Annotated in this window: 24 protein-coding genes; 1 reads left to right on the top strand and 23 read right to left on the bottom strand. The window is 44.8% G+C overall.

Features of this window, described 5'->3' with window-relative positions:
• Positions 1-33: 33 nt before the first annotated feature.
• Entirely contained in the window at positions 34-420 is a 387-nt protein-coding gene (locus tag AWW67_RS17655) for a JAB domain-containing protein (RefSeq protein ID WP_176700075.1), read from the bottom strand.
• 868 nt (positions 421-1,288) lie between these two features.
• Between AWW67_RS17655 and AWW67_RS19230 the strand changes: the two genes are divergently transcribed.
• A complete protein-coding gene (locus tag AWW67_RS19230; protein ID WP_260311514.1) occupies positions 1,289-1,423 on the top strand; it encodes a hypothetical protein in 135 nt (44 codons plus the stop codon).
• 509 nt (positions 1,424-1,932) lie between these two features.
• On the opposite strand, the gene AWW67_RS17650 is transcribed toward AWW67_RS19230, so the two are convergent.
• The 22 genes from AWW67_RS17650 to AWW67_RS17550 form a co-directional block, all read right to left on the bottom strand.
• Positions 1,933-3,168: an MFS transporter gene (locus AWW67_RS17650; protein WP_062303422.1), complete on the bottom strand. Its 1,236-nt coding sequence runs from the start codon at positions 3,166-3,168 to the stop codon at positions 1,933-1,935.
• Positions 3,168-5,237, bottom strand: coding sequence for a copper-translocating P-type ATPase (locus AWW67_RS17645; protein ID WP_062303421.1), 2,070 nt, complete (start codon positions 5,235-5,237; stop codon positions 3,168-3,170). The genes AWW67_RS17650 and AWW67_RS17645 overlap by 1 nt, the downstream gene beginning before the upstream one ends.
• A 12-nt stretch (positions 5,238-5,249) precedes the next feature.
• On the bottom strand, positions 5,250-5,981 hold the full coding sequence (locus AWW67_RS17640; RefSeq protein ID WP_062303419.1) for a PPK2 family polyphosphate kinase: 732 nt from the start codon (positions 5,979-5,981) through the stop codon (positions 5,250-5,252).
• 6 nt (positions 5,982-5,987) lie between these two features.
• Complete coding sequence (locus AWW67_RS17635) at positions 5,988-6,677, bottom strand: hypothetical protein (protein ID WP_062303418.1); 690 nt, start codon at positions 6,675-6,677, stop codon at positions 5,988-5,990.
• A complete protein-coding gene (locus AWW67_RS17630) occupies positions 6,670-7,566 on the bottom strand; it encodes a ribose-phosphate pyrophosphokinase (protein ID WP_062303416.1) in 897 nt (298 codons plus the stop codon). The genes AWW67_RS17635 and AWW67_RS17630 overlap by 8 nt, the downstream gene beginning before the upstream one ends.
• Positions 7,567-7,569: 3 nt before the next feature.
• Positions 7,570-9,087, bottom strand: a complete 1,518-nt coding sequence (locus AWW67_RS17625; protein WP_062303415.1) for a thymidine phosphorylase family protein — start codon at positions 9,085-9,087, stop codon at positions 7,570-7,572.
• Positions 9,087-10,457, bottom strand: a complete 1,371-nt coding sequence (locus AWW67_RS17620; RefSeq protein ID WP_062303413.1) for an MBL fold metallo-hydrolase RNA specificity domain-containing protein — start codon at positions 10,455-10,457, stop codon at positions 9,087-9,089. The genes AWW67_RS17625 and AWW67_RS17620 overlap by 1 nt, the downstream gene beginning before the upstream one ends.
• 14 nt (positions 10,458-10,471) lie before the next feature.
• The gene (locus tag AWW67_RS17615; RefSeq protein ID WP_062303411.1) at positions 10,472-11,332 is read right to left on the bottom strand and encodes a restriction endonuclease; all 861 of its coding nucleotides are present in this window, start codon (positions 11,330-11,332) and stop codon (positions 10,472-10,474) included.
• Between the two features lie 144 nt (positions 11,333-11,476).
• Positions 11,477-12,469 (bottom strand): 2-hydroxyacid dehydrogenase, encoded by a 993-nt coding sequence (locus AWW67_RS17610; protein WP_062303681.1) that lies wholly within the window; start codon positions 12,467-12,469, stop codon positions 11,477-11,479.
• A complete protein-coding gene (locus tag AWW67_RS17605) occupies positions 12,469-13,449 on the bottom strand; it encodes an ATP-dependent 6-phosphofructokinase (RefSeq protein ID WP_062303410.1) in 981 nt (326 codons plus the stop codon). The genes AWW67_RS17610 and AWW67_RS17605 overlap by 1 nt, the downstream gene beginning before the upstream one ends.
• A 3-nt stretch (positions 13,450-13,452) precedes the next feature.
• Positions 13,453-14,166: a DUF3347 domain-containing protein gene (locus AWW67_RS17600; RefSeq protein ID WP_071387174.1), complete on the bottom strand. Its 714-nt coding sequence runs from the start codon at positions 14,164-14,166 to the stop codon at positions 13,453-13,455.
• Positions 14,167-14,190: 24 nt separating this feature from the next.
• Entirely contained in the window at positions 14,191-14,676 is a 486-nt protein-coding gene (locus AWW67_RS17595) for a hypothetical protein (RefSeq protein WP_062303408.1), read from the bottom strand.
• Complete coding sequence (locus AWW67_RS17590) at positions 14,673-16,028, bottom strand: dicarboxylate/amino acid:cation symporter (protein ID WP_062303406.1); 1,356 nt, start codon at positions 16,026-16,028, stop codon at positions 14,673-14,675. The genes AWW67_RS17595 and AWW67_RS17590 overlap by 4 nt, the downstream gene beginning before the upstream one ends.
• 10 nt (positions 16,029-16,038) lie before the next feature.
• Positions 16,039-17,100: a class I fructose-bisphosphate aldolase gene (locus AWW67_RS17585; RefSeq protein ID WP_062303405.1), complete on the bottom strand. Its 1,062-nt coding sequence runs from the start codon at positions 17,098-17,100 to the stop codon at positions 16,039-16,041.
• Positions 17,101-17,111: 11 nt separating this feature from the next.
• Positions 17,112-18,128, bottom strand: coding sequence for a type II glyceraldehyde-3-phosphate dehydrogenase (locus AWW67_RS17580; RefSeq protein ID WP_062303403.1), 1,017 nt, complete (start codon positions 18,126-18,128; stop codon positions 17,112-17,114).
• 4 nt (positions 18,129-18,132) lie between these two features.
• The gene (locus AWW67_RS17575; protein WP_260311512.1) at positions 18,133-18,690 is read right to left on the bottom strand and encodes an ion channel; all 558 of its coding nucleotides are present in this window, start codon (positions 18,688-18,690) and stop codon (positions 18,133-18,135) included.
• A gap of 11 nt (positions 18,691-18,701) precedes the next feature.
• Positions 18,702-20,030: a Na+/H+ antiporter NhaA gene (gene nhaA / locus AWW67_RS17570; protein WP_062303400.1), complete on the bottom strand. Its 1,329-nt coding sequence runs from the start codon at positions 20,028-20,030 to the stop codon at positions 18,702-18,704.
• The gene (locus AWW67_RS17565) at positions 20,027-21,355 is read right to left on the bottom strand and encodes an NAD(P)/FAD-dependent oxidoreductase (RefSeq protein ID WP_062303398.1); all 1,329 of its coding nucleotides are present in this window, start codon (positions 21,353-21,355) and stop codon (positions 20,027-20,029) included. The genes nhaA and AWW67_RS17565 overlap by 4 nt, the downstream gene beginning before the upstream one ends.
• Before the next feature lie 23 nt (positions 21,356-21,378).
• Positions 21,379-21,660: a DUF5676 family membrane protein gene (locus AWW67_RS17560; RefSeq protein WP_062303397.1), complete on the bottom strand. Its 282-nt coding sequence runs from the start codon at positions 21,658-21,660 to the stop codon at positions 21,379-21,381.
• A gap of 267 nt (positions 21,661-21,927) precedes the next feature.
• Positions 21,928-22,761: a universal stress protein gene (locus AWW67_RS17555; RefSeq protein WP_062303395.1), complete on the bottom strand. Its 834-nt coding sequence runs from the start codon at positions 22,759-22,761 to the stop codon at positions 21,928-21,930.
• Positions 22,762-22,843: 82 nt separating this feature from the next.
• A complete protein-coding gene (locus AWW67_RS19115; RefSeq protein ID WP_176700074.1) occupies positions 22,844-23,014 on the bottom strand; it encodes a hypothetical protein in 171 nt (56 codons plus the stop codon).
• A gap of 23 nt (positions 23,015-23,037) precedes the next feature.
• Entirely contained in the window at positions 23,038-23,253 is a 216-nt protein-coding gene (locus AWW67_RS17550; RefSeq protein ID WP_062303393.1) for an SHOCT domain-containing protein, read from the bottom strand.
• Positions 23,254-23,284 lie beyond the last annotated feature (31 nt).

The following is a 23,284-nucleotide window of genomic DNA, read 5'->3' as shown; positions in this document are numbered from 1 at the left end:
AAAAGCCTACCTTTCGGACAGGATTATAAGGGCTCACAGATCCCCTTCATCGGTAAAAGAATAGTACCCTTCTGAGTTCAGTATAATGTGGTCCAACAGGGCCATGTCCATCAGTTGGGCCACCTGTTTGACCTTATTGGTCAAGGATATGTCGGATGGTGAAGGACGCATGGTTCCGGAAGGGTGATTGTGGCAAAGCACCATTCCGATGGCATTGAGCTTTAGGGCCAGCACAAAAACCTCACGGATATCTACCACTGTTCCTGTCAGGCTTCCTTCACTGAGCCTGGCCACTCCCAATACGTGGTTGCTCCGGGTCAGGTAGGCCACATAAAAATATTCCTTTAGGTCCATTTTGCCCGGTGGGTAGATACTTCTGAAAATAGCGGCCACATCAGACGATTTGGAAACTCCAGGCAAGGTGTTGATCCTTGGCCTGCAATAGTGCAGCTCTACTTCATTGACTTTTGAGCTGAAGGGGGCTGCTGTGCTTTGAAAGGGGTTGCTTATTGCTTTTTTGTCCATAATTCTGCATTTGGGTTAAACTCACAGCGTAAACCATGGGCATTGGCGCTCAAGCCATGGAGGAACCCTGCTTGTCAGGGGAAAATCCATGGTGAAGCGCGTGGCCATGAAGCTTTGTGGGGTTAACCGGTGCAGAAGAGACAAAAAGCAAAGGGTTTCTTAATTGGGCAGTATTCTTTTGAGAAATATAAGGAGAGAGGCTATCTGCTAATAAGTTGACCAGATTCCCTGCCTTTTCCAAAGGTTTGGTTTAGGCCTGTTTCTTTCCACCCTCAAGGTTTGATATGCGCTGGTGATATTAAGGTTTACTGGAACAAGGCTCTTTTAGTCTAATGGCTTCTCTTTGACCATTTCAATATCATAAGCTCGGTTCTGATACTTTAGACAAGTTTACAATCCATCAGATACTTTTATACATGAGGTTTGTTAAAACGGGATTTAAGACTGATAGGGAGACTGTTTTGTCAAAAAATAAAGTCCGGCACACGTAAAAAGTGTACCGAACCCCACACACGCTTGTTGACCAGCAGGCAGTTAACTCTTAAAAAGTGAAAATCAGATACTTTGATACATTACTGCTTATAAGGAGCTTAAAGCTTTTTTAACTAGAGAAGGCCTTAATATTCAACTCCCATCGGTTGAGATATTTGAAAAAGAGATCCGCAAAGAAAGCCTTGATCAAATCTTTTTTGACGATATATTACAGTCCTTAAAGAAGCACAAGCGTAAACTGGTTCAGGCAGCGTCAAAATCTGATCGGTCAGTGGATGAGACAGGTTTTATAGACCAAACAGAAGTGTACCAAAACCTTGACATCGAAGAGTTAGATGATGATGTTTCTGAAGAAGAACTGATGGAAGATATGTTAGACGAATTTTCGGATGATGAATATTACTAGATAGTAAATTGAAATGTTTTATCTTGTTGGGACTCTCAATAAAACCGGATTATTTACTTTGACTGTTGGACAATCAGAGTTTGAAAAAAGTACAGATGCACCGCAAGTTTATATTTGAGGTGCAATCGAAAAAATGATATATTTTCGTTTGTGTAAGTAATCTATAAAGCACTTTAGTGCAACTAGTTAACACATCTTTGAAATATATAATACCTCAGCCAGCCTTTATAAATCCATATAAATCTTCCCTAAGTTTTTTTTTGCTGATCCCATACCCAATTCTGTAGTAATATTATAGAACCCTTTGCCATGATCATTTTTGTCCCTGTCCTTGTAAATGTTTAAGGCCTTAATTATGGCCTGGGTTCTGGCTATCTATATTCAAAAGCTCATAGTCTGCTTAGATGGGGAAGCCTTTTTTGAGCCGTATGATTGAAAGATTGACAAATATAACCGAAGCTCCTCAAAAATGAATTGATCAGGCTGTAGCCATGTCTTTGCTTGATCAATTAAGCTTCGGAAGTTCTTAGTTTCAGTTTCGGAAATAGAATGAGGGTAGTGAACAACAGGATCACCCCGATACTCAGGAACGGCCATGAACTCCCAAAGGAATAAATCCACATTCCCAACAAGGGCCCCAGTACCTGACCAATGCTGTTCACAGAGGTTTGAGCCGATAAGTAGGCTCCAGTATTATGCTCATCTATAAATGAGATAGAGGCAATGAGGTTTGGGGTAATGATTGCTGCACCCGTTGCAAAAATTACGATCATGGTAAATACATAGAAATCGGTGGTCATCAGCGGAAAAACACCTAATGCGACAGCAGCTAGTAAAAACCCCGTAATAAGCTGTAGTCTCAGGGGTAGCGTATTTTCATTAAAACTGGCGAAGAAGGGTTGCAAAACAGCCATAACCAAACCACAAAGCATAAAACCCAAACCTACCTGTTTGGTATCAAAGACAAGAATATCTTTGGCATACACGGAGAAAACGGTCTCAAATAAAGTGATGGCCAATTGCAGCACCAGGGATAAAAGCAGCAGTTTTAAAAAGACAGGGTTGGCCAGCATTCCGGTCATTTTAAGTTTTACTTGTTGGTTATTTGCGTGTTGCTTCTTTGGGTTTTTGAGCCGCAGGACAACGACTACTAAAGTAATGATGCCCAACAGTGCAATGGCCAGGAACGGGACACTGAACTTATCTAAAAGCAGGTGCCCAAATGTGGTATTGAAGTGAAGGTTGGTTTGAGCGAGATATCCGCCAATCATAGGCCCGGCTATTACACCCGTACTTACAGCTACTCCCGACCATGCCAATACCTTCTTGCGCTGACTGCTATTGGTTACATCGCTGAGATACGCATTGCCCACCGGAATAATGGAAGAGGAGAATATACCTCCAAGGATGCGGGCTATATACAACATGCTTAAGGAAGTAGCCAGCCCTGTCAGGAGCTGCATGACGACAAAGCCTGCCAGCCCCATAATAATAAGTACTTTCCGACCAAAACGGTCGGAAAGCCTGCCCCAGACAACCGCAAATAACAGTTGAAAAAACGGGTAAATACTGGTAAGTATGCCGATGTGATAGTTGATATCCTCATCCGCTACTACACCGGACTTCAACGCAAGTCTTTCTGTAAAGTAGGGTAAAACGGGCAGCAGTACGCCATACCCGCTCATGACCACAAAAATACTCAACAGGACAATTATTATCCTGCCAAGCATTTTTTGATTATCCATTATTTCTTACCGATTTTCTTTTTCAACAACTGGGCATTGATGGCGACTATAATGGTACTCAAACTCATAAATACCGCACCTACCGCAGGCCCCAATACAAAACCGGAAGTGTAAAGAACACCTGCTGCTAACGGAATGGCAACCGCGTTGTATCCCGTAGCCCATATCAGGTTTTGGATCATCTTATTGTAAGTAGCTTTTCCAAACAGGATCAGATTGGCAATGTCTTGCGGGTTGCTATTGACCAAAATAATGTCGGCTGTTTCGGCTGCCACATCGGTTCCTGAGCCCACGGCAATACCTACGTTGGCCTGTGCCAGTGCAGGCGCATCGTTCACCCCATCACCGGTCATAGCGACAAATTCATTCTTAGCTTGTAGGTCTTTTACGATTTCAACCTTCTGGTGTGGCAATACCTCTGAGTAGTATCCGTCCAGGCCTAGTTCTTCACTTACTGCTTTGGCGACTGTTTCATTATCACCGGTGGCCATCATCACTTTGATGTTGTTCTTTTTGAATACTTTAATCGCCTCCGCACTTTCCGGTCTGATCTCATCTGCCAGGGCGATGTACCCGGCCAGTTTATCATCTATGAGAACAAAAACGACTGTTTCGGCAGCACTGCTATAGGCACCATCAGGTATTGAAATGTTCTCGTCCTTCAGATAGCCGGGGCTCACCACTTTGACTTTTTTTCCTTCCACATCAGCCTCAACTCCTTTACCTGTGATGGCATTGAAGTTTTCCGGCTTAGGTATTGAAATGTCTTTCTCTTTTACTTTTTTAATGATGCCAACAGCGATGGGATGTTCTGAACTTTGCTCCAAAGCACTGGAAAGCCTCAGTAGTTCGTCTGCCTCAAATTGCTGATCTACCGCTTCTACACGGGTAACGCCAAAATCGCCTTTGGTCAGGGTTCCGGTCTTATCAAAAACCAGGGCTGAAATCTTTCGGGATTCTTCAAAGGCTGTTCTGTTTCTGATCAGCAAGCCATTCTGTGCCGAAACTGCTGTGGATATGGCTACCACTAATGGTATGGCTAAGCCAAGCGCATGCGGACAAGCAATGACCATGACGGTAACCATTCTTTCCAGGGCATATACGAAAGGAAAGCCTAAAAACAACCAGGTAGCCAGCGTACCAAAACCAATGGCCAATGCAATATAGGTAAGCCACTTGGCGGCACGGTCTGACAAATTCTGCATTTTTGATTTGGACTTTTGCGCTTCCTGCACCAAAGTGATCACTTTATTGAGATAGCTGTCTTTGCCGGTATGTTCTACTTTTACTTTTAATGAGCCGTTGCCATTGAGTGAACCTCCGATTACTTTATTCTCCAGGCCTTTTTTGACCGGTTTGGATTCCCCGGTCAGCATGGATTCGTTCAGATAACTTTCTCCTTCTACGATAACACCATCAGCCGGAACTTTTTCACCGGGTTTGATCAGGATAATATCATCTTTTTGCAGGTCTTCCAGTTTTACATCTTCCACTATATCGCCCCTCATCCTGTGAGCCTCAGAAGGCATCATACTTACCAGTAACTCTAAGGCTTTGGAGGCTCCCAGTACAGACTTCATTTCAATCCAATGGCCCAGGAGCATAATAGCTATCAGGGTAGCTAACTCCCAGAAAAAATCTTCCCCTTCAAGGCCAAAAACGGTGGCGGAACTATAAAAATAGGCGACACTAATGGCCATGGAAATCAAGGTCATCATACCGGGGGCTCCCTGACTCAACTCATTTTTCAGTCCTTTAAGGAAAGGCCAACCTCCATAAAAATACACGATGGTAGAAAGCCCAAACAGGATGTAGGAGTTACCGGGTAACAACCATTCGTAACCCAAAAAATTCTGGATCATGGGAGAAAAGGCCAGAATGGGAATGGTTAGGATAAGGGTAAGCCAAAAGCGTTTTTTAAAATCTTCGATCATCATTTTATGATGATCATGTCCCATTTCACCATGCCCGGGGTTGTGACCCGAATGACTACCATGGCCGTGATCTTCATGCTTTTTACTTTCTTCGTGCTTATGGTGTGTGTGATTATGCTCTTTGTGATTTTCCATAATGACTATTTTTTATTTGTTCGGGTATTTCAGATTTAGTTTTTCAAGCTGTTCGGCTAAAATTTTAGCTGCTGTATAATTACGAAACCATCGCTTATCTGCAGGAATAATGTGCCAGGGCAAGTGATCACAGGCATTCAATATGGTATGATACGTTTTCCTGTAGTCATCCCATTTTTTTGGGATAAGTTCATCTTCTTTGGCATATTTCCATCGTTTGTGCGGTTTTGTTTTACGCTCCTCAATACGCTTTACCTGCTCATTAGCCGATAGGTGCAGATAAAACTTTAAAATCAATGTATCATTGGCCAACAGATGATGTTCCAGTTCATTGATGAGGTTGATGCGGTGCAGCAAGACATCTTCTGAAAGGCTCTTGTTTGTAGCCGGAACCAGAATGTCTTCATAGTATGACCGGTTAAATACCCTGATCATCCCTTTCTCGGGAAAATGTGGATAAACACGCCATAAAAAGTCATGTTTGAGCTCATCAATTGTGGGCTTCTTAAACGATGTTACCTGCACGCCCTGCGGGTTCATGCCGCTAAAAGCGTGACGGATCGTACCATCCTTTCCGGAGGTATCAAGCCCCTGCAAGACAATGAGCATGCTGTATCTTCCATCGGCATAGAACTTATTCTGCAACTGAAAAAGCTCCTTTCGGAGTTTTTTCAAGGCTTTCTTTGTTTCCGCCTTATCGGCATCTTTCGGTGGCAGTGTTGATATGTGTTCTAACTCAACCATCTGCTTTTATTCAATTTCTTTTGCGTTCTGTTCATATTTCATGGTAAACCAGGCCCCATCATCCTCTGTAAACTGCTGACGTTGCAATACGAAATCGTTAGTCAGGTATTCTTCCACGACATAGTTTATCGTTTTAATACGGATTCCCATCATGTATGCTTCAATAACAGCCTCACTACTGATTTTTACTGATTGGTTCACTACCTCCTTTTTCCTGTTTTTTATGGTGACCAGGCTTTTGGATCCGAAAAAACTTAATACCCCCGATTCAACACTCATCTTCAAATGAATATCTTTTAATTCTTCTCCTTTACCCAGTTCATACAGTTGCTGAAAGTCTTCTGAAGTGACATCCACTTTTATCTTCTCGTCATCCGGATCAGTAAAAGGGAATACATTCAATAGCACATCAAACTCATTGGGATTGCACTTATATGTGGTCCAGTACTTTTCCGTAAGCCGGCCGCTTTCGTCATAGAGCTCGGTTATTACCTTTATCCGATAAGTTTTACCCTGCTGCTCTAACTCACCCGTTAAAAATATCTGCTTGCCCTGCAGGTCTCCATTTTGATCATAGTTTTCACGTACTATTCTTTTTTGCGCTATTTGCTGAATGAACATTTCTTTCTCCTGACCATACAAAATTGCAGGGGCAAGTTGCAGACACGCTATTAAGGTGAGTAGCGCACTACGCATGATGCTTCATCAGTTGGTTAATCTCTTTTGCCAGAATATCTGAAAGGTCAATCTGATTACTTTCATGAGGGATGGTGTTGCACGTGACGACCTGTTGTACCCCTGCATTTTTTAGATCCGCATAGGCTGAGCCAGCAAATACGGCATGTACCCCAACACAAACCGGTGGGTGCATTCCGGCTTTTTTTAAATGGCCGACTGTCTCTATCATCGTTCTGGCGGTGGAAATTATATCATCCACCAGTACCGGGGTGTGGTCTTTGTATTTTGCTACATCGGGGACGGACACTTCCACATCCCTGTCACCGTGCCTCACCTTCTCTAACACCGTAAAAGGTGCTCCGGCTTCTTCTGCTACCTGAGAAACCCATTGCTCACTTTCACTATCCGGGCCGATGAATACCGGCTTTTCAATATTATCGCTCACCCATTTTGAAATGTGTGATGCCGCATGGATCAGTTTATTAGGTACGGTGTAAATCTCACTTAACGAACTTCTACGGTGAAGGTGTGGGTCAACGGTGGTCAACGTTTCTGCAAAGCCTGATATTAATTCAGCAAAATACGTAGAGGTAATACCTTCTCCCGGATTAAACTGCTTATCCTGACGCATGTAGGCCAGATAAGGCGCTACCAGGCACGTACAGGCAGCACCAAGTTCTTTGGCCGTCTTACTTAAAAAGTACAGGGGCAGCAATTTGGCATCCGGCTCGTGTAATGTGCATACCATTACCACGCATTTATCTTTAACCTCAGAGTGAATCTGCACATAGCTTTCCCCATCGGGAAACTGCCGGATGGTTGCCTCTCCCTTTTCAGCCTTAAGGTGTCCTGCTATTTTTTTTGTAAGTTCTTCGTTGCCCGGTAAGGCAAAAACTATCATTTCCATATTTTAAGTCGCTTTGATTTTAATAATTTGTTTTTGTGCATCCATGTAAGAAAGGGCGTATTCAAGCTCTCCTTGTGACTCAGCATGGATTTCAAACAGAGTATCGTTCTCTTCCACATGAGTACCCAATGGTGTAAGCAGCAAAATGCCTGCTGTCATAGCACCAGGAGCACCGGCCAGCTTAGCCACTTTGGCCAGTCTGCGATTATCAATTTCTGAAACTACTCCACTCGCTGCGGATCTAATCCTATGCTTATGGGGCGCTACCTCAGGTTCCCTGAAAAAACCTTGTGCCTCGCAGATAGCAGTGAATTTTTTGTAGGCGGCTCCACTTTTCAAAACTCTCAAAGCTTCAAGAGTGCCTGACCCTTCGGCTGCTTTTCCTCCCACTTCCAATAATCTGCCTGCCAATATTACTGCTCTTTCTCGCAGGTCATCAGGTGCATTGTTTTCATTTCTCAAGACGGATAAAACATCCTTAGCTTCCAAGGCAGGCCCTATACCCCTCCCCACAGGTTGTGACCCATCGGTGAGCACGATATCAATATTCAGCCCGATGGCTTTGCCTACCGCAACCATCTTTTCTGACAGATGCTCAGCAGCCTCCTGCGACCGTACCTTAGCCGTAGCTCCAACAGGAATATCAATCACCACATCGGTAGAACCTGCTGCCGCCTTTTTAGAAAGCACGGAAGCGATCATCTGCCCTTCGCTATCAATATCCAAAGCTTTTTCTATACGGATGAGTATATCATCTGCCGGACTTAGCTGTACTGATCCGCCCCAGGCAAGGCAACCGCCTTCCTGTTCCACGACATTTTTCATTTGCCCGGTGGTGAGATTTACGTTGGTGACTACCTCCATGGTGTCAGCAGTACCGGCAGGAGAAGTAATGGCACGGGAAGAAGTTTTAGGGATGGTCAACCCAGCTGCGGCAACAATAGACACTACCAATGGAGTAGTTCTGTTACCAGGCAAGCCACCTATGCAGTGTTTATCATAAACTTTATCCTTGCCCCAGTCCAATTTGAAACCCACATTGATCATAGAACGGGTCAGGGCAATCACTTCGTCCTGATTTAATGAGTTCCCTGTGCTGGAAGCCAGAAAAGCCGACAATTGAATATTAGATAAGTTACGATTGACGATATCGCCAATGATCCTGTCAAACTCGGCCTGGTTCAGTCGGTGTCCATAAATTTTCTTACGGACATCACTCATGGAATCAAGCGCATCTAAATGGCTCAGCCTAAGTAAGTCACCTTCTTTAGTTTCCAGGGCTTCAATAGCGGCATCAGAAAGGCCCAATTGGTCATGACTTAATTGTGACTCATCATCCCAAACGATAAGAGACGCTACAATGGTTTTTTCTCCTTTTGAAACTTTTATACGATTTAAAGCCTCAAACCCTTCCGATATACACACGGGACAGTCTTTGCGCATAAATACCATATATTCATTGCGGGCATCAATGCCCAATATCACTAATTTTAATACGTCATGCCGGGTATCTTCTTCCATCACCATTCTACCGTTTGATTTAGTTGAGGGATTTGCGCTTGCCATCCCTTCTTTTCTTCGAGGGCTTTTGATAATGCTCCTGCCTGCTCGGTTTCTCCGTGAATAATGAAGACTTTTTCGGGTTGCTCTTTGATTTCAGAGAGCCAGTCAATCAAATCGTTTTGATCTCCGTGGGCACTTAGTCCTTCAATGTGTTCCATCTGCATGTTGAATGGCAGCCATTTGCCATACACTTTAATTTTTTTTGCACCTTCAAGTAGCTTTCTTCCTCTTGTTCCTTCTGCCTGATAGCCTACAAAAAGTAGGGTGTCGTTACTATTGCCTGATCTTGTTTCCATGTAGTTGAGTATTCGTCCGCCCGTCATCATACCACTACCGGCTATTACAATTTTGGGTGTGCTATCATCCCGCAGGAACAGGGTCTCGCGGTAACTGCGTACAATCTCAAAATAGGAACACATCTCATCACATTCTTCGGGTTTGAGCTTGTGCCAATCCCGTGAGGCATGAAAGAGGTTTAGCACATTAGCTCCCATGGGACTATCCATAATCATGGGTATATTGGGGATTCTTTTTTCTTTCAAAAGCCTCCAAAGCATCAGCATCATGAGCTGAGTACGCTCTACGGCAAAACTGGGAATGAACAGGCTTCCTCCACGCTCTACCGTTTCGTTGACTATACGTTCCAGTTCTGGGATAATACTTTCTTCTTCAGGATGAACCCTTCCTCCATAGGTGGATTCAATAAGCAGGACATCCGCTTTTTCAGGCTTTTTTGGCGTATACAAAAGCAAATCTTTTTTTCTGCCAATATCACCTGAAAACACCAGGCGGCTATCGTTGGTCTCTACTTCAATAAAAGTTGATCCGATGATATGGCCATTGTATTGCCACCTTACCTTAAAGTCGTTTTCAATGACGTGCCATTTGCCTTCTGCAACCGGATGGAAAAGCGGAAGGGTATTTTTAACGTCTTTTAAATCATAGAAAGCTTCTGCCGGACTGTGTTTGCTGTAACCTTCTTTATTTGCCCGTTTTGCCTCCTCTTCCTGAATTTTAGCACTGTCCTTCAGTATGATTTCAGCGATCTTAAGTGTAGGTGTACTCCCATATATTTTTCCTTTAAAACCAAGCTTTACCAAACGGGCCAGGTAGCCGGTATGATCCAGATGCCCATGGGTAAGCACCACCGCATCAATAGATGCCGGGTCGTACTCCGGTTGTACCCAATTGCGCAAACGCAGTTCTTTTAATCCCTGAAATACACCACAATCCACCATTAGTTTTTTGCCGGCTGTTTCCAGTAAATATTTGGAGCCGGTAACGGTACCCGCTGCTCCCAGAAATTTCAATGTCATTTTATCTTTCATATATTCAATACAAATCAGTTGTTATGGGAAATACCACTTGAGCAAATTTCCTCTCCTTCTTTTATGATCTTTTTGATCCGTGTACGTGAAATCCCTATTTCCTCAAGTACTTTGGGTTTCTCGCATAGTTCCTTGCAGAGCACAATCATCTTATCAATCAGTTTTTGCTTCTCAGCCTTAGTAAGGCTGGTAAGGCAGGTAACAGGATGCAGTCCAGATAAATTTATCCGGTCGCGAATGCTTCCTTGCTGCGGATAATCCCAGCCTATTAGCTTCAGGCCTGAACATTTACCATATTGAATGGCATCTTCGGTAAACCGGGTATTGGTCACCACCCAGCCTTCATGAAATTTATTGGTATGGTCTTTACGCTTTTCCCACTGTTTTTTCACGTCCTCAAAGCGGGATTTGATATAGAGTGGAATTTTCACATCACACTTATACCCCTGACGGTTATGGAATTTACATTCCACCATAAAGTGCCGGTTGTCTTTCTGAGCCTCCACATCTATTTCGTGAGAAACACAATGCCCTTGAATGATTACCCCCACTTTGGTACGATATCCCTGGTGTTTCAAAATTTCACCTACAAACTTTTCAAAGGGATAACCGGTAGGGCCCAGCTCTAAAATAGCCTGCTTGATCTTATACCTGCCCGCAGCGGGTTTTGAGTGCTTCCGAAGCATGGAGAACGCCTGGCTGTAGATTTTCTTCGTGGACATGCCCTCAAAAAGCTGCGCTTCAATCTCACTTACAATCCGATCAATCATGGATGAACCGGCTCCGGCTCTTTCAAGGGATAGCTTGAGTTTTGCAGGAGAGAAGGGTGCTTTTTCTCCGGAAGCCTTGGTGATAAAAACGGTCTTTTCTGGCATTAAATCTACTTTAACAATGGAATGTTAAAGTTAGAATATCAGTTCAGGGGGTATTTATGATATCCCGCTTTCCTTGTATGAAATTACGATGAGCAACTAAAATTATAAAAACGCTTTTAGACAGTGTAAGAGACTCCTTAAACCTTAAAGAATCAGTTCATTATTATTGTTGATTTTCTTTTCAAAACAGTCAAGATTATAAATAGTGGTTTCAGCAATATTCTGAAGGGCGGTTTCGGTAAGAAAGGCCTGGTGGCTGGTGATAAGCACGTTCTTAAAAGTCATCAGCCGCGCAATGGTATCGTCCTGCAAAATATCTTCGGAATGGTCTTCGAAAAAAAGACCTTCTTCCTCCTCGTACACGTCCATCCCGAAATAACCGATGTGGCCGGTTTTCAATGCTGCAATTACAGCCTTGGTATCTACCAGTCCGCCCCGGCTGGTGTTGATGAGCATCACCCCCTTCTTCATCCTTTCAATTTTTCGTTGGTTGATGATGTACCTGGTTTTTTCGGTAAGGGGCACGTGCAGGCTGATGATGTCGCTTTCGGTACACAACTGCTCACAGCTTACATATTCCAGTCCGAATTTCTGTTGTAATTCCAAACCTGGCTCAAGATCGTGTGCCAGGATGCGGCAGCCAAAACCATCCAAAATACGAACCAGCACGGCACCTATTTTACCTACGCCTATAATGCCTACGGTTTTTCCGTTGAGGTCAAAACCCGTCAGGCCGTCCAGCGAAAAGTTTTGTTCCATTACCCTGCGGTTGGCACGGATCAGCTTGCGGTTAAGAGCCAAAATAAGGGCAGTTGCGTGCTCGGCAATGGCATAGGGCGAATAGGCGGGTACACGCGCCACTTGTATGCCCAGTTCTTTGGCTTTCTGTAGGTCCACGTGGTTAAAACCTGCCGACCGCAAAGCGATGTATTTGATACCGAACCCTTGAAGCTTTTCAAGGACGGAAGCTGAGGCATCGTCTCCGGCAAATAGGCATATGGCCTGGCTACCCTCAGCTAATATTGCGGTTTCTTCTGTAAGTCGTACATCCAGCCATTGGATATCATGTTTGCCTGCATTGGCTTTTTCCAGGCTGGGTTTATCAAATTTATGGGTGCTGTAGTTGGTTACTTTCATCATATATTATTTTGAGAGAATATTTGCAAAAGCCCACGTAGTCCATCATCTATCTGATGGTGTTTTACAACCTCTCCAAAAGAGGTCAGGCTCAGTTGATTATTGACAAGCCCCGCCATGGCATTGCTCTCTCCCTTCACTAAGGCTTCTACTGCCGCAGCTCCCAAACGTATCCCCAACACGCGGTCAGCAGCCGAGGGGCTGCCACCCCGTTGCACATGACCTAGGGTGGTTATCCGTAAATCCACTGTGGGGTTCACCTCCCTAATTTTGGAAGCCACCAGATCTACGCCCAGTTCATCTCCTTCGGAGACTACTACGATCAATGTTTCTTCACTCTGATAATGGCATACCTTATCAAGCAGCCGGATAAAGTCATCAGCACTTTCGGGTATAAGAATACCATCGGCCCCTGTACCCAAACCACTGTGGATGGCAATGTAGCCCGAGTCGCGCCCCATCACCTCTACCAAAAATACCCGATTGTGCGATTCAGCGGTGTCCCTGATCTTATCAATGTTTTGAATGGCGGTATTTACAGCCGTATCAAAACCCAGGGTGTAGTCAGAGCCTGTAAGATCATTGTCAATAGTTCCCGGAATTCCGATAAAAGGGAATTTGTATATTTCAGAAAATGCCAGTAGTCCTTTAAAAGTACCGTCTCCGCCTATGGCAATAAGGGCGTCTATTCCTTTTTCTTGTAGCTTTTGCAGGGCTGCCTTTCGGCCTTCCAACTTACGGAAGCGTTCACTGCGGGCTGTTTTGAGCAGGGTGCCGCCCCGGTGCACCGCTTTTTGAAGTACTTTCCCATCAAGTGCCACAAAGTCTCCATCAATCATTCCTTCATAGCCCCTGCGGATGCCGGTAATTTTGATACCTTCAGATATGGCTGCTTTGGTCGCTCCATAGAGGGCGGCATTCATCCCCGGGGAATCGCCCCCTGAGGTAAAAATGCCAATGTGTTTTACATTTTTGTCCATTCCTTATAATTCTTCTTTTACCTCACCACATTGCATCATCTTTTCACCAAAGTAGGGGTTACGGACTTCCCTGGCCTCTGCCATCCAATAAGCGCCCTTGCCTTCAAAAGCCATAGGGCAATAGGTGGCGTAGAGCTCCATATCTTTTTTCAGGTCGAAACTCTTTACTGTGCAGTACACTATTTCGGAGATATGGCTGAAGTAAGAGCGCTTCTCCTCTAGGTTCTTTACGTGCTGCAACTCTGCCAGTTTAGCGGTGTAAAGCGAGGAGTGTTGTTCCCAGGCTTCCGTGCCTTTGGTTTTAAGGGAAGAACCGTCCACTGCCGCTACTTTTTCAGCCATTTCCACTGCGGCCTTATCTGCTGCTGCAACATTGCTGTTTACCAAAGCATTTTTCATTTCGAGATAAGCGTCCACTACTTCCTCTAAGTCTTGATTGACAGCAGCATCTGCGCGGTAAGGATCGTCCAGAATAATGATGTCCTGATTGGCAAAATTATCCCGGATGGAGGTGTGTTGGCGATGGATATTTTCTCCCTGCTCCATTTTATTGTGATGTTCTTCCATTATGGAATGGTCATGCCCTGCTTCTGTGGCTTCCATTTCATCATGGTGTTCGTGGTCACCATGTTCGTTCTGTTGATTGCCGTTGCAGGCACCTAGCAGCATCAGAGCTGCTATGGTAGTTGCCATCAAAATTGATTTCATCGTGTTCATTGCTGTTTATTTTTTAGATTTTGATCAGTTTCCGCTTTTGGCGTAAGCTGTGGCGTTGGCCTCGTTTTTAAAGTATGCTATCGTTCCCTCTTTGTCCAGCAGCACGATGTAGGCTTCGGTCTTGTCCACTTTTTCACCTGTTTGTGGGTCGGTGGCCATGCGTGCAGTTTCCTGTTCGTTCAGTGTTTTTACACACATCTGGCAGCAGCCGTAGTAGGTTTTGCCATTTACCGGCACAGGAATCTGATCTTTGGCCATATAGGCATCGTTCACCATACATACCTGCTTAGCAGGCACCTGGTCGCCCACCACATAATTACCGGTTCCGCCCTGCGCACTCATTTTGTGTTCGTGTTCCCGGTGATTGGGATTACCTGCCTTATCTATGCCGTTCTGGCGTTCTTCCATTTGGGAATGGTCGTGGTTGTTATGCTCGTTTTGAGGGTTGTTGTTGCAGGCTGCGAAAGCTATTGTTCCTGCCATCAGCAGGATCAGATTCATTGTTTTCATTGTGTTGCTGCTTTAAAATTAGAATGGGGTGCAATGGCCGGTTTTTTACCGTACCAGCGGTTAAATACCATACAGGCGGTTAGGTCTCCGGTTACGTTTACGGCTGTGCGGAACATGCCCAGCAAGCGCTCTACACCAATAATGATGATGATGCCTTCGGCAGGAATGCCTACACTGCTGAGCACCGAGGCCAAAATGACCACTCCACCGCCTGGAATGGCCGGGGTACCAATGGAGGCAGCCACAATGGTAATGACCACTGCAATAATGTTGAGCAGGCTCATTTCCAAACCGTAAGCCTGAGCAATAAAGAGGGTGGTAACCGTTTGGTAGAGGGCAGTACCATCCATATTGACCGTGGCTCCAATGGGGATAATAAAGTTACTGATGGATTTGTCTACTTTTAGCTCTTCTTCCGCTGTTTTAAGTGAAAGTGGCATTACGGCTGCCGAGCTGGTAGTAGAAAAGGCAAGTAGTTGTACATCCCTGATTTTACGCAGAAAGTGAAAGGGATTGCTTTTGCCTAAAACGGCTACCAATGTAAGGTAAACGCCCACCAGTACTAATAATCCGCCTAATACCACCAGCACGTAATACCCCAATCCGGCCAACGAACTTAGCCCCACACTTGAGGTAAGTTGTGCCATCAGGCCAAATACGGCCAGAGGTACCAGTTTCATAGCCCACTTTACGACTGTCATACAAATTTCCTGAATGGCACTGAGGAGCAGTTTTACCGGACGCAGTAAATTATCTGGCAAGGCCAGTACTGCCACACCTATGATAATGGTAAATATAACGATGCTGAGCATTTCGCCACTGACCATAGCCGCCAGCGGGTTTTCAGGCAGCAGGTTGGAGATAGCTCTGGGTATGCTGTTGATACCAAAGGAAAGCTCCGCGCCTCCCTGAACAGCTCCGGCCAGTTCATTGGCATGTTCGGCTACCGCTTGCCGGTGCAGGTAGCTGCCCGATTTGAAAAGTGTGGCCAGTACCACGCCTATGGTTACGGAAATGGTGGTGGTACCCACAAAATAAAGAAGCACACCGCCTCCCAGCTTCTTCAGGTTTTCCTTATCGTTGCTGGCAATGCCGGTGATAATGGAAGCCACAATAAGGGGGATCATGATCATCTGCACCAGCTTTAGGAACAGTATACCCGGCAGGGCGAGCCAGTTGCCCAAAATATCGGCTGTACTCTTGGTCAACCAGCCATTTTGGGGGCTGAGCAAAAGACCAAGGCCTACTCCCAAAAACAGGGCAATGATCACCTTTAGCCACAGCCGGTTTTCTACCAGCTTTTGCAGGTAGGTATTCAGTGATTTTAAAGACTTAATTTCTGTGCTAAACATATTTTAATTATTAGGCAAGCCCTATTTTATTTTGGAGATAGACACACTGCACCGCATTAATTAATTCAACCCCTTCCTTAAACGGGCGTTGAAAAGCTTTTCTTCCCATTATCAATCCTGTACCTCCGGCTCTCTTATTGATAACTGCTGTCGTTATCGCGTCAACCAAGTCGGACTCACCTTTTGAACCACCCCCGGAATTGATCAACCCTATTTTACCCATATAGCAATTGGCCACTTGCAACCTGCACAAGTCAATGGGATGGTCTGTGGTTAACGCTTCATACATTGCATCGTCATATTTGCCAAAACCTATATCCTTAAAACCAAAGTTGTTTGTCGGCAATTTTTGCTTAATGATGTCTGCCTGGATGGTCACACCCAAATGATTGGCCTGCCCTGTTAAATCTGCCGCTGCGTGATAATCTCCTTTCTCTGTCTTAAAAGCTTCATTGCGCAGATAACACCACAGGATGGTCGCCATTCCCAAATTGTGGGCTTCTTCAAAGGCTTCAGCTATTTCTTTAAGCTGCCTGTCGCTTTCTTCGGAACCAAAATAGATGGTGGCTCCCACGGCAACGGCTCCCATATCCCAGGCATTTTTTACTTTTCCAAATAATGTTTGGTCATATTTGTTGGGATAGGTAAGCAGTTCGTTGTGGTTGATCTTAACGATAAAGGGGATTTTGTGAGCATACTTCCCAGCATTTAATCCCAGCACACCAAAGGTGGAAGCCACTGCATTGCAGCCGGCTTCCAGGGCAAGTTTTATGATGTTTTCGGGATCAAAATAAACTGGATTTTTATAGAAAGAAAAAGCCGCGCTATGCTCAACCCCTTGGTCCACGGGCAGAATACTCAAGTAACCTGTGCCACCAAGATTCCCGTGGTTGTACAACTGTGAGAGACTCCGCAGCACTTGTGGATTCCTGTTGCTATTTGCAAATACCTTGTCAAGACTATTTTTGCCTGGAGTTTGCAATTCATCCTTTGTTATTTTTTCACATACGTGATCCAGGTAGAAGGATGCTTTTTCTTCTAATAGATCTGTGATATTTATATCTGTTTTCATTTTAATACGAATTAATGAATCCCCAAACTTTCATTGGTTTTGGAAATGGATTTATGGGCATCGGTCTCAATTCCCGTAAGTGCCCTAATGGCATCAATGGTCTCCGGAATTACGATGGCCTGATTGTCCACCAAGTAGGCGTAAAACAACTCATCGTCCTGCACTTTCAGCATATCCTGCCAAAGGGCCACTTCGTACATATCGCCCCAAGGGCGGCCCATATCGAGGTATTTTTCCTTTACCGTATTGTTGGAAACGAGGCCATCCGAATAATTAATGAAAGTAATGCGCGTGGATGAACGAAAGGCTTCCAGCACTTCTTCCTTAGTGGTTTTACGGCTTAGCCGCACATTCCAATAGTGCAGGTGGCTCAGCGTTTCCGGCACCTTTACGGCCATGGTTACTACGTCCAGTTCGGGATCTACACTCTGTGCATCCGGCCCCTGGTGGCTGGGAATATCTCTTTCAGGAACCAGGGTATTCATGATCCCGCCCAAATGGCTCTCCCATGGGTCGGTTGCCCTGCGCAACAGTGTGCCCCGGGCACTTTGCAACAGATCTGCTTTTTTAAGCGCGGTAAGCGTACGCAAAATGGAGGTAGTGTTGCAGGAGACCACCCGTGTGCTGTCCCGGTTCAGGGCAGAAGCATAATTATTTTCTGCACTAAAAGAGTGACCGGTGGTTTTGTGTTTTTCGCCCCCTTGCAGGATAAATTTTATTCCCCGCTCTTTATAGGTTTCTACATTTTGTGCGGCTATCTTCTTGGGCGTACAATCTACCACCAGGTCTGCCATATCCAGCAGGTCTTGCATATTACCGACTACCGGGATTCCCGCCTGCTCCATTTGGAGTGCAGCTTCTTTGGTAGCGGCATATACCAAATATCCTTTATCTACAGCAGCTTGGATGCGCCAGTCGCTGATCACATCACAAACTCCACTGAGTACCATATCGTTTTGCAGCGCAATGGCATCGGCCACTCTTTTGCCGATTACGCCATATCCAATAAGTGCTATTTTCTTTTTCATGTTGTTATTGAGTTTTAATTGAGGTATGAATATTATTTATGTTTGATAAGCCGAATACGACCAATACGAAACTTTGACCGATCTCCATCATCACTAAAATTTTGGCGGGGGTAGTCACAGGCACGATATCTCCATAACCGATGGCCGCAAAGGTGACCACACTGAAATAAAATGTTTCGAATAAATACTCGAAGTAGCTGAAACCATCAAATGCCTTAAATCCGAGAAAAGAGGAGGTGTCGGCAGCAACCAGACAAGTGAAATCTGCCGCATAGGAGAAAATAATGAGCATGACGAGCAGCCCGAAGATCCAGAGAAGTTGCCCAAAGGAATGACATTGCTTGATGGATTTATTGACCTGCCTGAAGGTAAAAAAGGTAAAGTAACCGGTCTTGATAAAGGCCAGAAAGATAACGAGATAAGGCACCCAGCTTAGCGCATGATCTACGAACTGCATGAGATAGACATAGGCAATGGCCACGATGCCCACCAACAGAAGGGCTGGACGCATCCTGAGCAGCAGTTGCTTTAAGAAATTACCTGAGTTTAGTTTAGTGGTCATTATCCTATCTTTTAATTAGTGCCCAAGCTGCTATTAACCGGATTTGTCTGCCCGGATTGACGGAGAATAATTACCCCAATGAGCCCGGCAAGTACTGAAGCAAACAAAATGGCCAGCTTGGCAATGAACCTATACTCCTCTTTTTGAAAGGCGAGTTCCGTGATGAACAGCGACATGGTAAAACCGATACCGGCTATAACGGCTACTCCGGAAAGATGCCTCCAGGAAATGCCTTGCTGCAACTCTGCCAGCTTAAGCTTGACTAAAAGCCAGCTGACTCCCAAAATACCGGTGAATTTCCCCACCAAAAGGCCAAAAGTGATCCCCATGCTTACCGGATGACTCAAAATTTCCAACATATTGCCGTGAATGTGAATTCCGGTATTGACCAGGGCAAATAGCGGCAGAATAAAAAAGCCCACAATGGGCGCCAGATGATGTTCTATTTTTTGCAGGGGTGTTTCGGCATCATCGGATTTTTGTTTGATCTCTTCCAGAATACCGAGTTGTTCTTCTGAAATAAAGCTGCCGCTGATCGCTTTCGTCTCTATGAACTGCAAATGAAGATATTGAAGGTTTTTCAGATAGTCTTCTTCCTTGATTTTTACACGACCCGGAATGGCAAAAGCGGTGAGAATACCTGCGATGGTAGGGTGTACTCCTGAGAAGAAAAATGCGAGCCAAACCCCTCCGACCCCGATAAGGGCATAAAACCATGCTTTTCGAATTCCAATATAATTAGCACCTGCCAATACCAGAACGAACAGTAAACCGTGAAGTAGATCCACATACGAAATACCGGAAGTATAGAAAACAGCAATGATGAGTACTGCACCCAGATCATCCACTATGGCGAGTGCCACTAAAAACACTTTAAGTCCTGCCGGTACGCGATCTCCCAATAAAGAAAGTACTCCGATGGCAAAGGCAATATCTGTGGCCATGGGGATACCCCAGCCTTGTTCTGTGGGAGCATTTAAATTGAAAACGAGGTAGATCAGAGCCGGAACGACCATGCCACCAACAGCGGCTCCGATAGGTAAAATGGCTTTTCTGAAAGAAGATAGTTTTCCGCCTATGATTTCTCTTTTCAACTCCAGGCCTACCTGTAGAAAGAAGATGGCCATTAAGCCATCATTTACCCAGATCAGTAAAGACTCGGATAGGGAGAACTGACCAACGCCTATGGATATTTCGGTATGAATGAAATCCTGATATGCTCCCTGAAAGAGAGAGTTGGCCCAGATCATGGCGGCCAGAACTGCCAAAAAAATCGCAATGCCGGAAGCAGATTGATTTTTAAAGAGGTTGTTCAGGGTAGTATTGAGTTTGCCTATCATTTGGAACCCTCATTTTCCATGGCCTTCTTCTTATAATCCCGTATAATCAACCGGTTGCCTTTGTCATAGGTGAAATAATTCCAAACCCAGTTCAGGGCTACCATCAACTTGTTTCGGAAACCACTAATGGAAAACAGGTGAACTACAGACCATAGCATCCAGGCTATATATCCACCAAACCTGAACTTGCCCAGGTCGGCTACGGCCCTTCGTTTGCCAATGGTGGCCAGTGAGCCTTTATCCCGGTATTCAAATGGTTGAGTGGGCTCTTTGCCGGCTATTTTATTGCGGATTACTTTACCCAGGTATTTGCCTTGCTGCATAGCTACCTGAGCCACTTGCGGATACCCTTTGGGAGTTTTTTCAGTGATCATCGCAGCAATGTCTCCAATGGCAAAAATATTGGGGTAGCCTTTCACCCGCAGGGTATGATCTACCCGGAGCCTGTTGCCACGAACCACGCTTTCTTTATCTATTCCTTTGGGAAAACTGCCCGTAACACCGGCTGTCCAGATCAGGTTTTTTGCATATAGTTTGTTTCCGGAGTTTGTAGAGACCATTGAGCCATCATAGTGCGCTACGGCTTCGTTCAGTATCACATTCACACCAAGCTGTGTCAGGTATTCCAGTGCTTTTTCGGAAGCTTTATCCGACATGGAGGCCAGTAGTTGATCACCGGCTTCCAATAAATAGATATCCATTATTTCAGAGGAATATTCAGGATAATCTCCAGGCAGTACGTATTTTTTGAATTCTGCCAAAGCTCCTGCCATTTCCACCCCGGCAGGGCCGCCTCCCACAATGATAAAATTGGTCAGAAGGTCTTTTTCATGTTCATCGCAGGTGATCGCGGCCTGTTCCAGGTTCTGGATCATCATGTGCCGAATGTTTAAAGCATCCTGGATACTCTTCATCCCCAGCCCCCCATTTTCGATATCAGACAGACCGAAGAAATTGGTTTTTGTGCCGGTTGCTATCACCAGGTAGTCATAGTCAATTACCCCTTTATCCGTTAATACCCGGTTTTGATCTGCGTTTATTTGCTCTACCGTGGCATAGCGGAATATAGTGTTTCTGTTGTCACTGATTTGTTTGCGAAAGGGAAAAACGATGCTATCCGGCTCCAACCCACTGGTGGCCACCTGATACAAGAGGGGTTGAAATTGATGGAAATTATGCCTGTCTACCAATACCACCTGCGCTTTTGTCTTTTTTAAAGCTTTTGCCAGGGCAAGCCCTGCAAAACCACCTCCGATAATCACTATGCGGGGGGCATCTGCCGAAGGAAGACAAACTTTTTCCCCTATATCGCAGTGATCAATCATTGGCAGCAGAATATCACAGTAGTTTAATTGTATTTCTTATTAAAGGAAAAATTGTAAACGGAGGCGATCAATGCCCCAAAGAGCCAGCCTAAAATGAATGTTTCAACCAAGCCGATAAGGGCTTCGCTCAGGGGTACGTCCATGCGGATGATGGTGCTGGTGTCCAGGCCGTGGAGGAGGCTGTTGAAAAACAACACAGTACCTTCATGACCTACGGTACTCATAAGGATAATACAGCCCAGATATAACACAAGGCTCGCCACGCCCCAGGCGAAGGCAAATTTTTTAATGCTGATGTGTTGCATGATCTTTTTTGTTTTGGGATTGATTGTCTCGTTCAAGTCTATGGTCGTTATGTTCCGAATGGCTTCCGTGCCTGCCCATCATAAAGAGGTGGCCGAGGAAGAAAACAACCAGGAAAATAAAGAGGGAATTACTGTCGTTGAAGCCGAAAACAGGTAAGAGGAAGAGGAGCAGGAAAATGCTCAAGCATCCTACCAGCATCCATAACATGTGATTTTTCATAGTCCTATAGTTTAACGATTAAAAAAGCTCTGCCCATTTTATTTTACCTACTCCTTGAGGTTTAAGCTCAGTAAAGATGTTTCGGAATGGTTTGCCACACTCTCAGCAATACTTTTCCCTGCCAGATTTAAAAAGCCGGTTCTACCATGCGTGATCATTGCAATCAAATCGGCATTGACAGACTTTGCAAAACTGAGTATCCCGCTTTCTTCATTAAGAGCATTGTAAATATTAAGTGTACATGTGCCCTTACGGGGACAAGATTTGTGAAAAGCCTTCATTTTTTCAATGCTTTTTTCAGTCTCCTCAAAAGCGGTGGGTACATTCACGTTAAGCAAATGAATATTGGCTTCACTGAGATCAGCAAACTTTACCACAGTATGAAAAGCAGCTTGTACATCTTCTTCAAAACTGGAGGCAAAAACTATGTTCTGCATGGGCCACGCAGACCGTTCTTTTACAATGATCACGGGCACTGTGGTATGTCGTAAAATCTTTTGGGCATTAGATCCTATCAACAGTTCTTTGACTCCGGAGGCTCCGTTTGAACCCATTATCACAAAGTCGTGGTGATGGTGGGGGATGTGCTTGAGTATTTCATCCCGAGATACGTCAAACACCAGAAAGTCTTTAGCGACAAGACCTCTTTCTTCAGCCTTTTTCACCCATTTGTGTAATTCTCCCCGGGCATGCCCGATTTGTTTCAGGATGTGGGGGTAACGTTTCTCCTTTTGCTTGTCCAATTTTACCCATTCCAGAGGAGTTACCTGTAAATGCAGAAAGTGAATTTCCGCATGTGCCTTTTCCGCAATGGAAATGGCTATTTCGGAAGCCCGGTTGGCAGTATCTGAAAAATCGGTAGGGACTAATATATTTTTCATGCTTACTTTCTAGTTTTTAATGGCACCCGTTTTCTCCTTCTTTCATTTTTTTGCACATGGTGGCGGGTTGCGTCAAGGCATGTTAGCAAAAGACATCGCCTAAGTGGCCCTGTTCCTTGATCACCGGCATAAAGTGATGTACGGTCATCAACATGAGGTCCGGGCTTTGGGTAATTTCGCGGCTGATCCAATCGGCCAATACACTATCTTGGGCAACTGCAAAACCAGCCAAAGCGCTTCCTGAAGTGTTCACATCAAAGTAATTTAAAGGCTTGTTTATTTTCTTTCCAGCAACTTTTTCCTTTCTTCAAATTCCTGAGGATCGATCTCCCCTGAGGCCAGTCTCTTTTTAAGAATTTCCAAAGGGGATTCTTTTCTGGTTTTCTGGCCAGGTACGTCCCAAGGGGTAAGGAAGATCCAAAAGAGAAAAACGAGCCAGATGATCCACCAGATAAAGTGCATGCCCCAAAAATGTCCTTCGTATAAATGCATGATTTTATGATTTAATATGACAGGTGAAAAT

Origin of the sequence: Roseivirga seohaensis (assembly GCF_001592945.1) — a bacterium.
Lineage (GTDB): Bacteria > Bacteroidota > Bacteroidia > Cytophagales > Cyclobacteriaceae > Roseivirga > Roseivirga seohaensis.
Note: the sequence above shows the minus strand (reverse complement) of the source record. Positions and strands in the feature narration are given on the sequence as shown.

What these genes read in the sequence shown, in the direction of transcription:
- AWW67_RS17565 (WP_062303398.1), bottom strand. Translation starts at nt 21,355, where the DNA reads ATGATTGATCACTGCGATATAGGGGAAAAAGTTTGTCTTCCTTCGGCA.
- AWW67_RS17600 (WP_071387174.1), bottom strand. Translation starts at nt 14,166, where the DNA reads ATGAACACGATGAAATCAATTTTGATGGCAACTACCATAGCAGCTCTG.
- AWW67_RS17610 (WP_062303681.1), bottom strand. Translation starts at nt 12,469, where the DNA reads ATGAAAGTAACCAACTACAGCACCCATAAATTTGATAAACCCAGCCTG.
- AWW67_RS17575 (WP_260311512.1), bottom strand. Translation starts at nt 18,690, where the DNA reads ATGACCACTAAACTAAACTCAGGTAATTTCTTAAAGCAACTGCTGCTC.
- AWW67_RS17630 (WP_062303416.1), bottom strand. Translation starts at nt 7,566, where the DNA reads ATGGAAATGATAGTTTTTGCCTTACCGGGCAACGAAGAACTTACAAAA.
- AWW67_RS17640 (WP_062303419.1), bottom strand. Translation starts at nt 5,981, where the DNA reads ATGGTTGAGTTAGAACACATATCAACACTGCCACCGAAAGATGCCGAT.
- AWW67_RS17585 (WP_062303405.1), bottom strand. Translation starts at nt 17,100, where the DNA reads ATGAAAACAGATATAAATATCACAGATCTATTAGAAGAAAAAGCATCC.
- AWW67_RS17595 (WP_062303408.1), bottom strand. Translation starts at nt 14,676, where the DNA reads ATGAAAACAATGAATCTGATCCTGCTGATGGCAGGAACAATAGCTTTC.
- nhaA (WP_062303400.1), bottom strand. Translation starts at nt 20,030, where the DNA reads ATGATAGGCAAACTCAATACTACCCTGAACAACCTCTTTAAAAATCAA.
- AWW67_RS17650 (WP_062303422.1), bottom strand. Translation starts at nt 3,168, where the DNA reads ATGGATAATCAAAAAATGCTTGGCAGGATAATAATTGTCCTGTTGAGT.
- AWW67_RS17550 (WP_062303393.1), bottom strand. Translation starts at nt 23,253, where the DNA reads ATGCATTTATACGAAGGACATTTTTGGGGCATGCACTTTATCTGGTGG.
- AWW67_RS17635 (WP_062303418.1), bottom strand. Translation starts at nt 6,677, where the DNA reads ATGCGTAGTGCGCTACTCACCTTAATAGCGTGTCTGCAACTTGCCCCT.
- AWW67_RS17615 (WP_062303411.1), bottom strand. Translation starts at nt 11,332, where the DNA reads ATGCCAGAAAAGACCGTTTTTATCACCAAGGCTTCCGGAGAAAAAGCA.
- AWW67_RS17555 (WP_062303395.1), bottom strand. Translation starts at nt 22,761, where the DNA reads ATGAAAAATATATTAGTCCCTACCGATTTTTCAGATACTGCCAACCGG.
- AWW67_RS17590 (WP_062303406.1), bottom strand. Translation starts at nt 16,028, where the DNA reads ATGTTTAGCACAGAAATTAAGTCTTTAAAATCACTGAATACCTACCTG.
- AWW67_RS17645 (WP_062303421.1), bottom strand. Translation starts at nt 5,237, where the DNA reads ATGGAAAATCACAAAGAGCATAATCACACACACCATAAGCACGAAGAA.
- AWW67_RS17605 (WP_062303410.1), bottom strand. Translation starts at nt 13,449, where the DNA reads ATGGACAAAAATGTAAAACACATTGGCATTTTTACCTCAGGGGGCGAT.
- AWW67_RS17625 (WP_062303415.1), bottom strand. Translation starts at nt 9,087, where the DNA reads ATGGAAGAAGATACCCGGCATGACGTATTAAAATTAGTGATATTGGGC.
- AWW67_RS17620 (WP_062303413.1), bottom strand. Translation starts at nt 10,457, where the DNA reads ATGAAAGATAAAATGACATTGAAATTTCTGGGAGCAGCGGGTACCGTT.
- AWW67_RS17560 (WP_062303397.1), bottom strand. Translation starts at nt 21,660, where the DNA reads ATGCAACACATCAGCATTAAAAAATTTGCCTTCGCCTGGGGCGTGGCG.
- AWW67_RS17580 (WP_062303403.1), bottom strand. Translation starts at nt 18,128, where the DNA reads ATGAAAAAGAAAATAGCACTTATTGGATATGGCGTAATCGGCAAAAGA.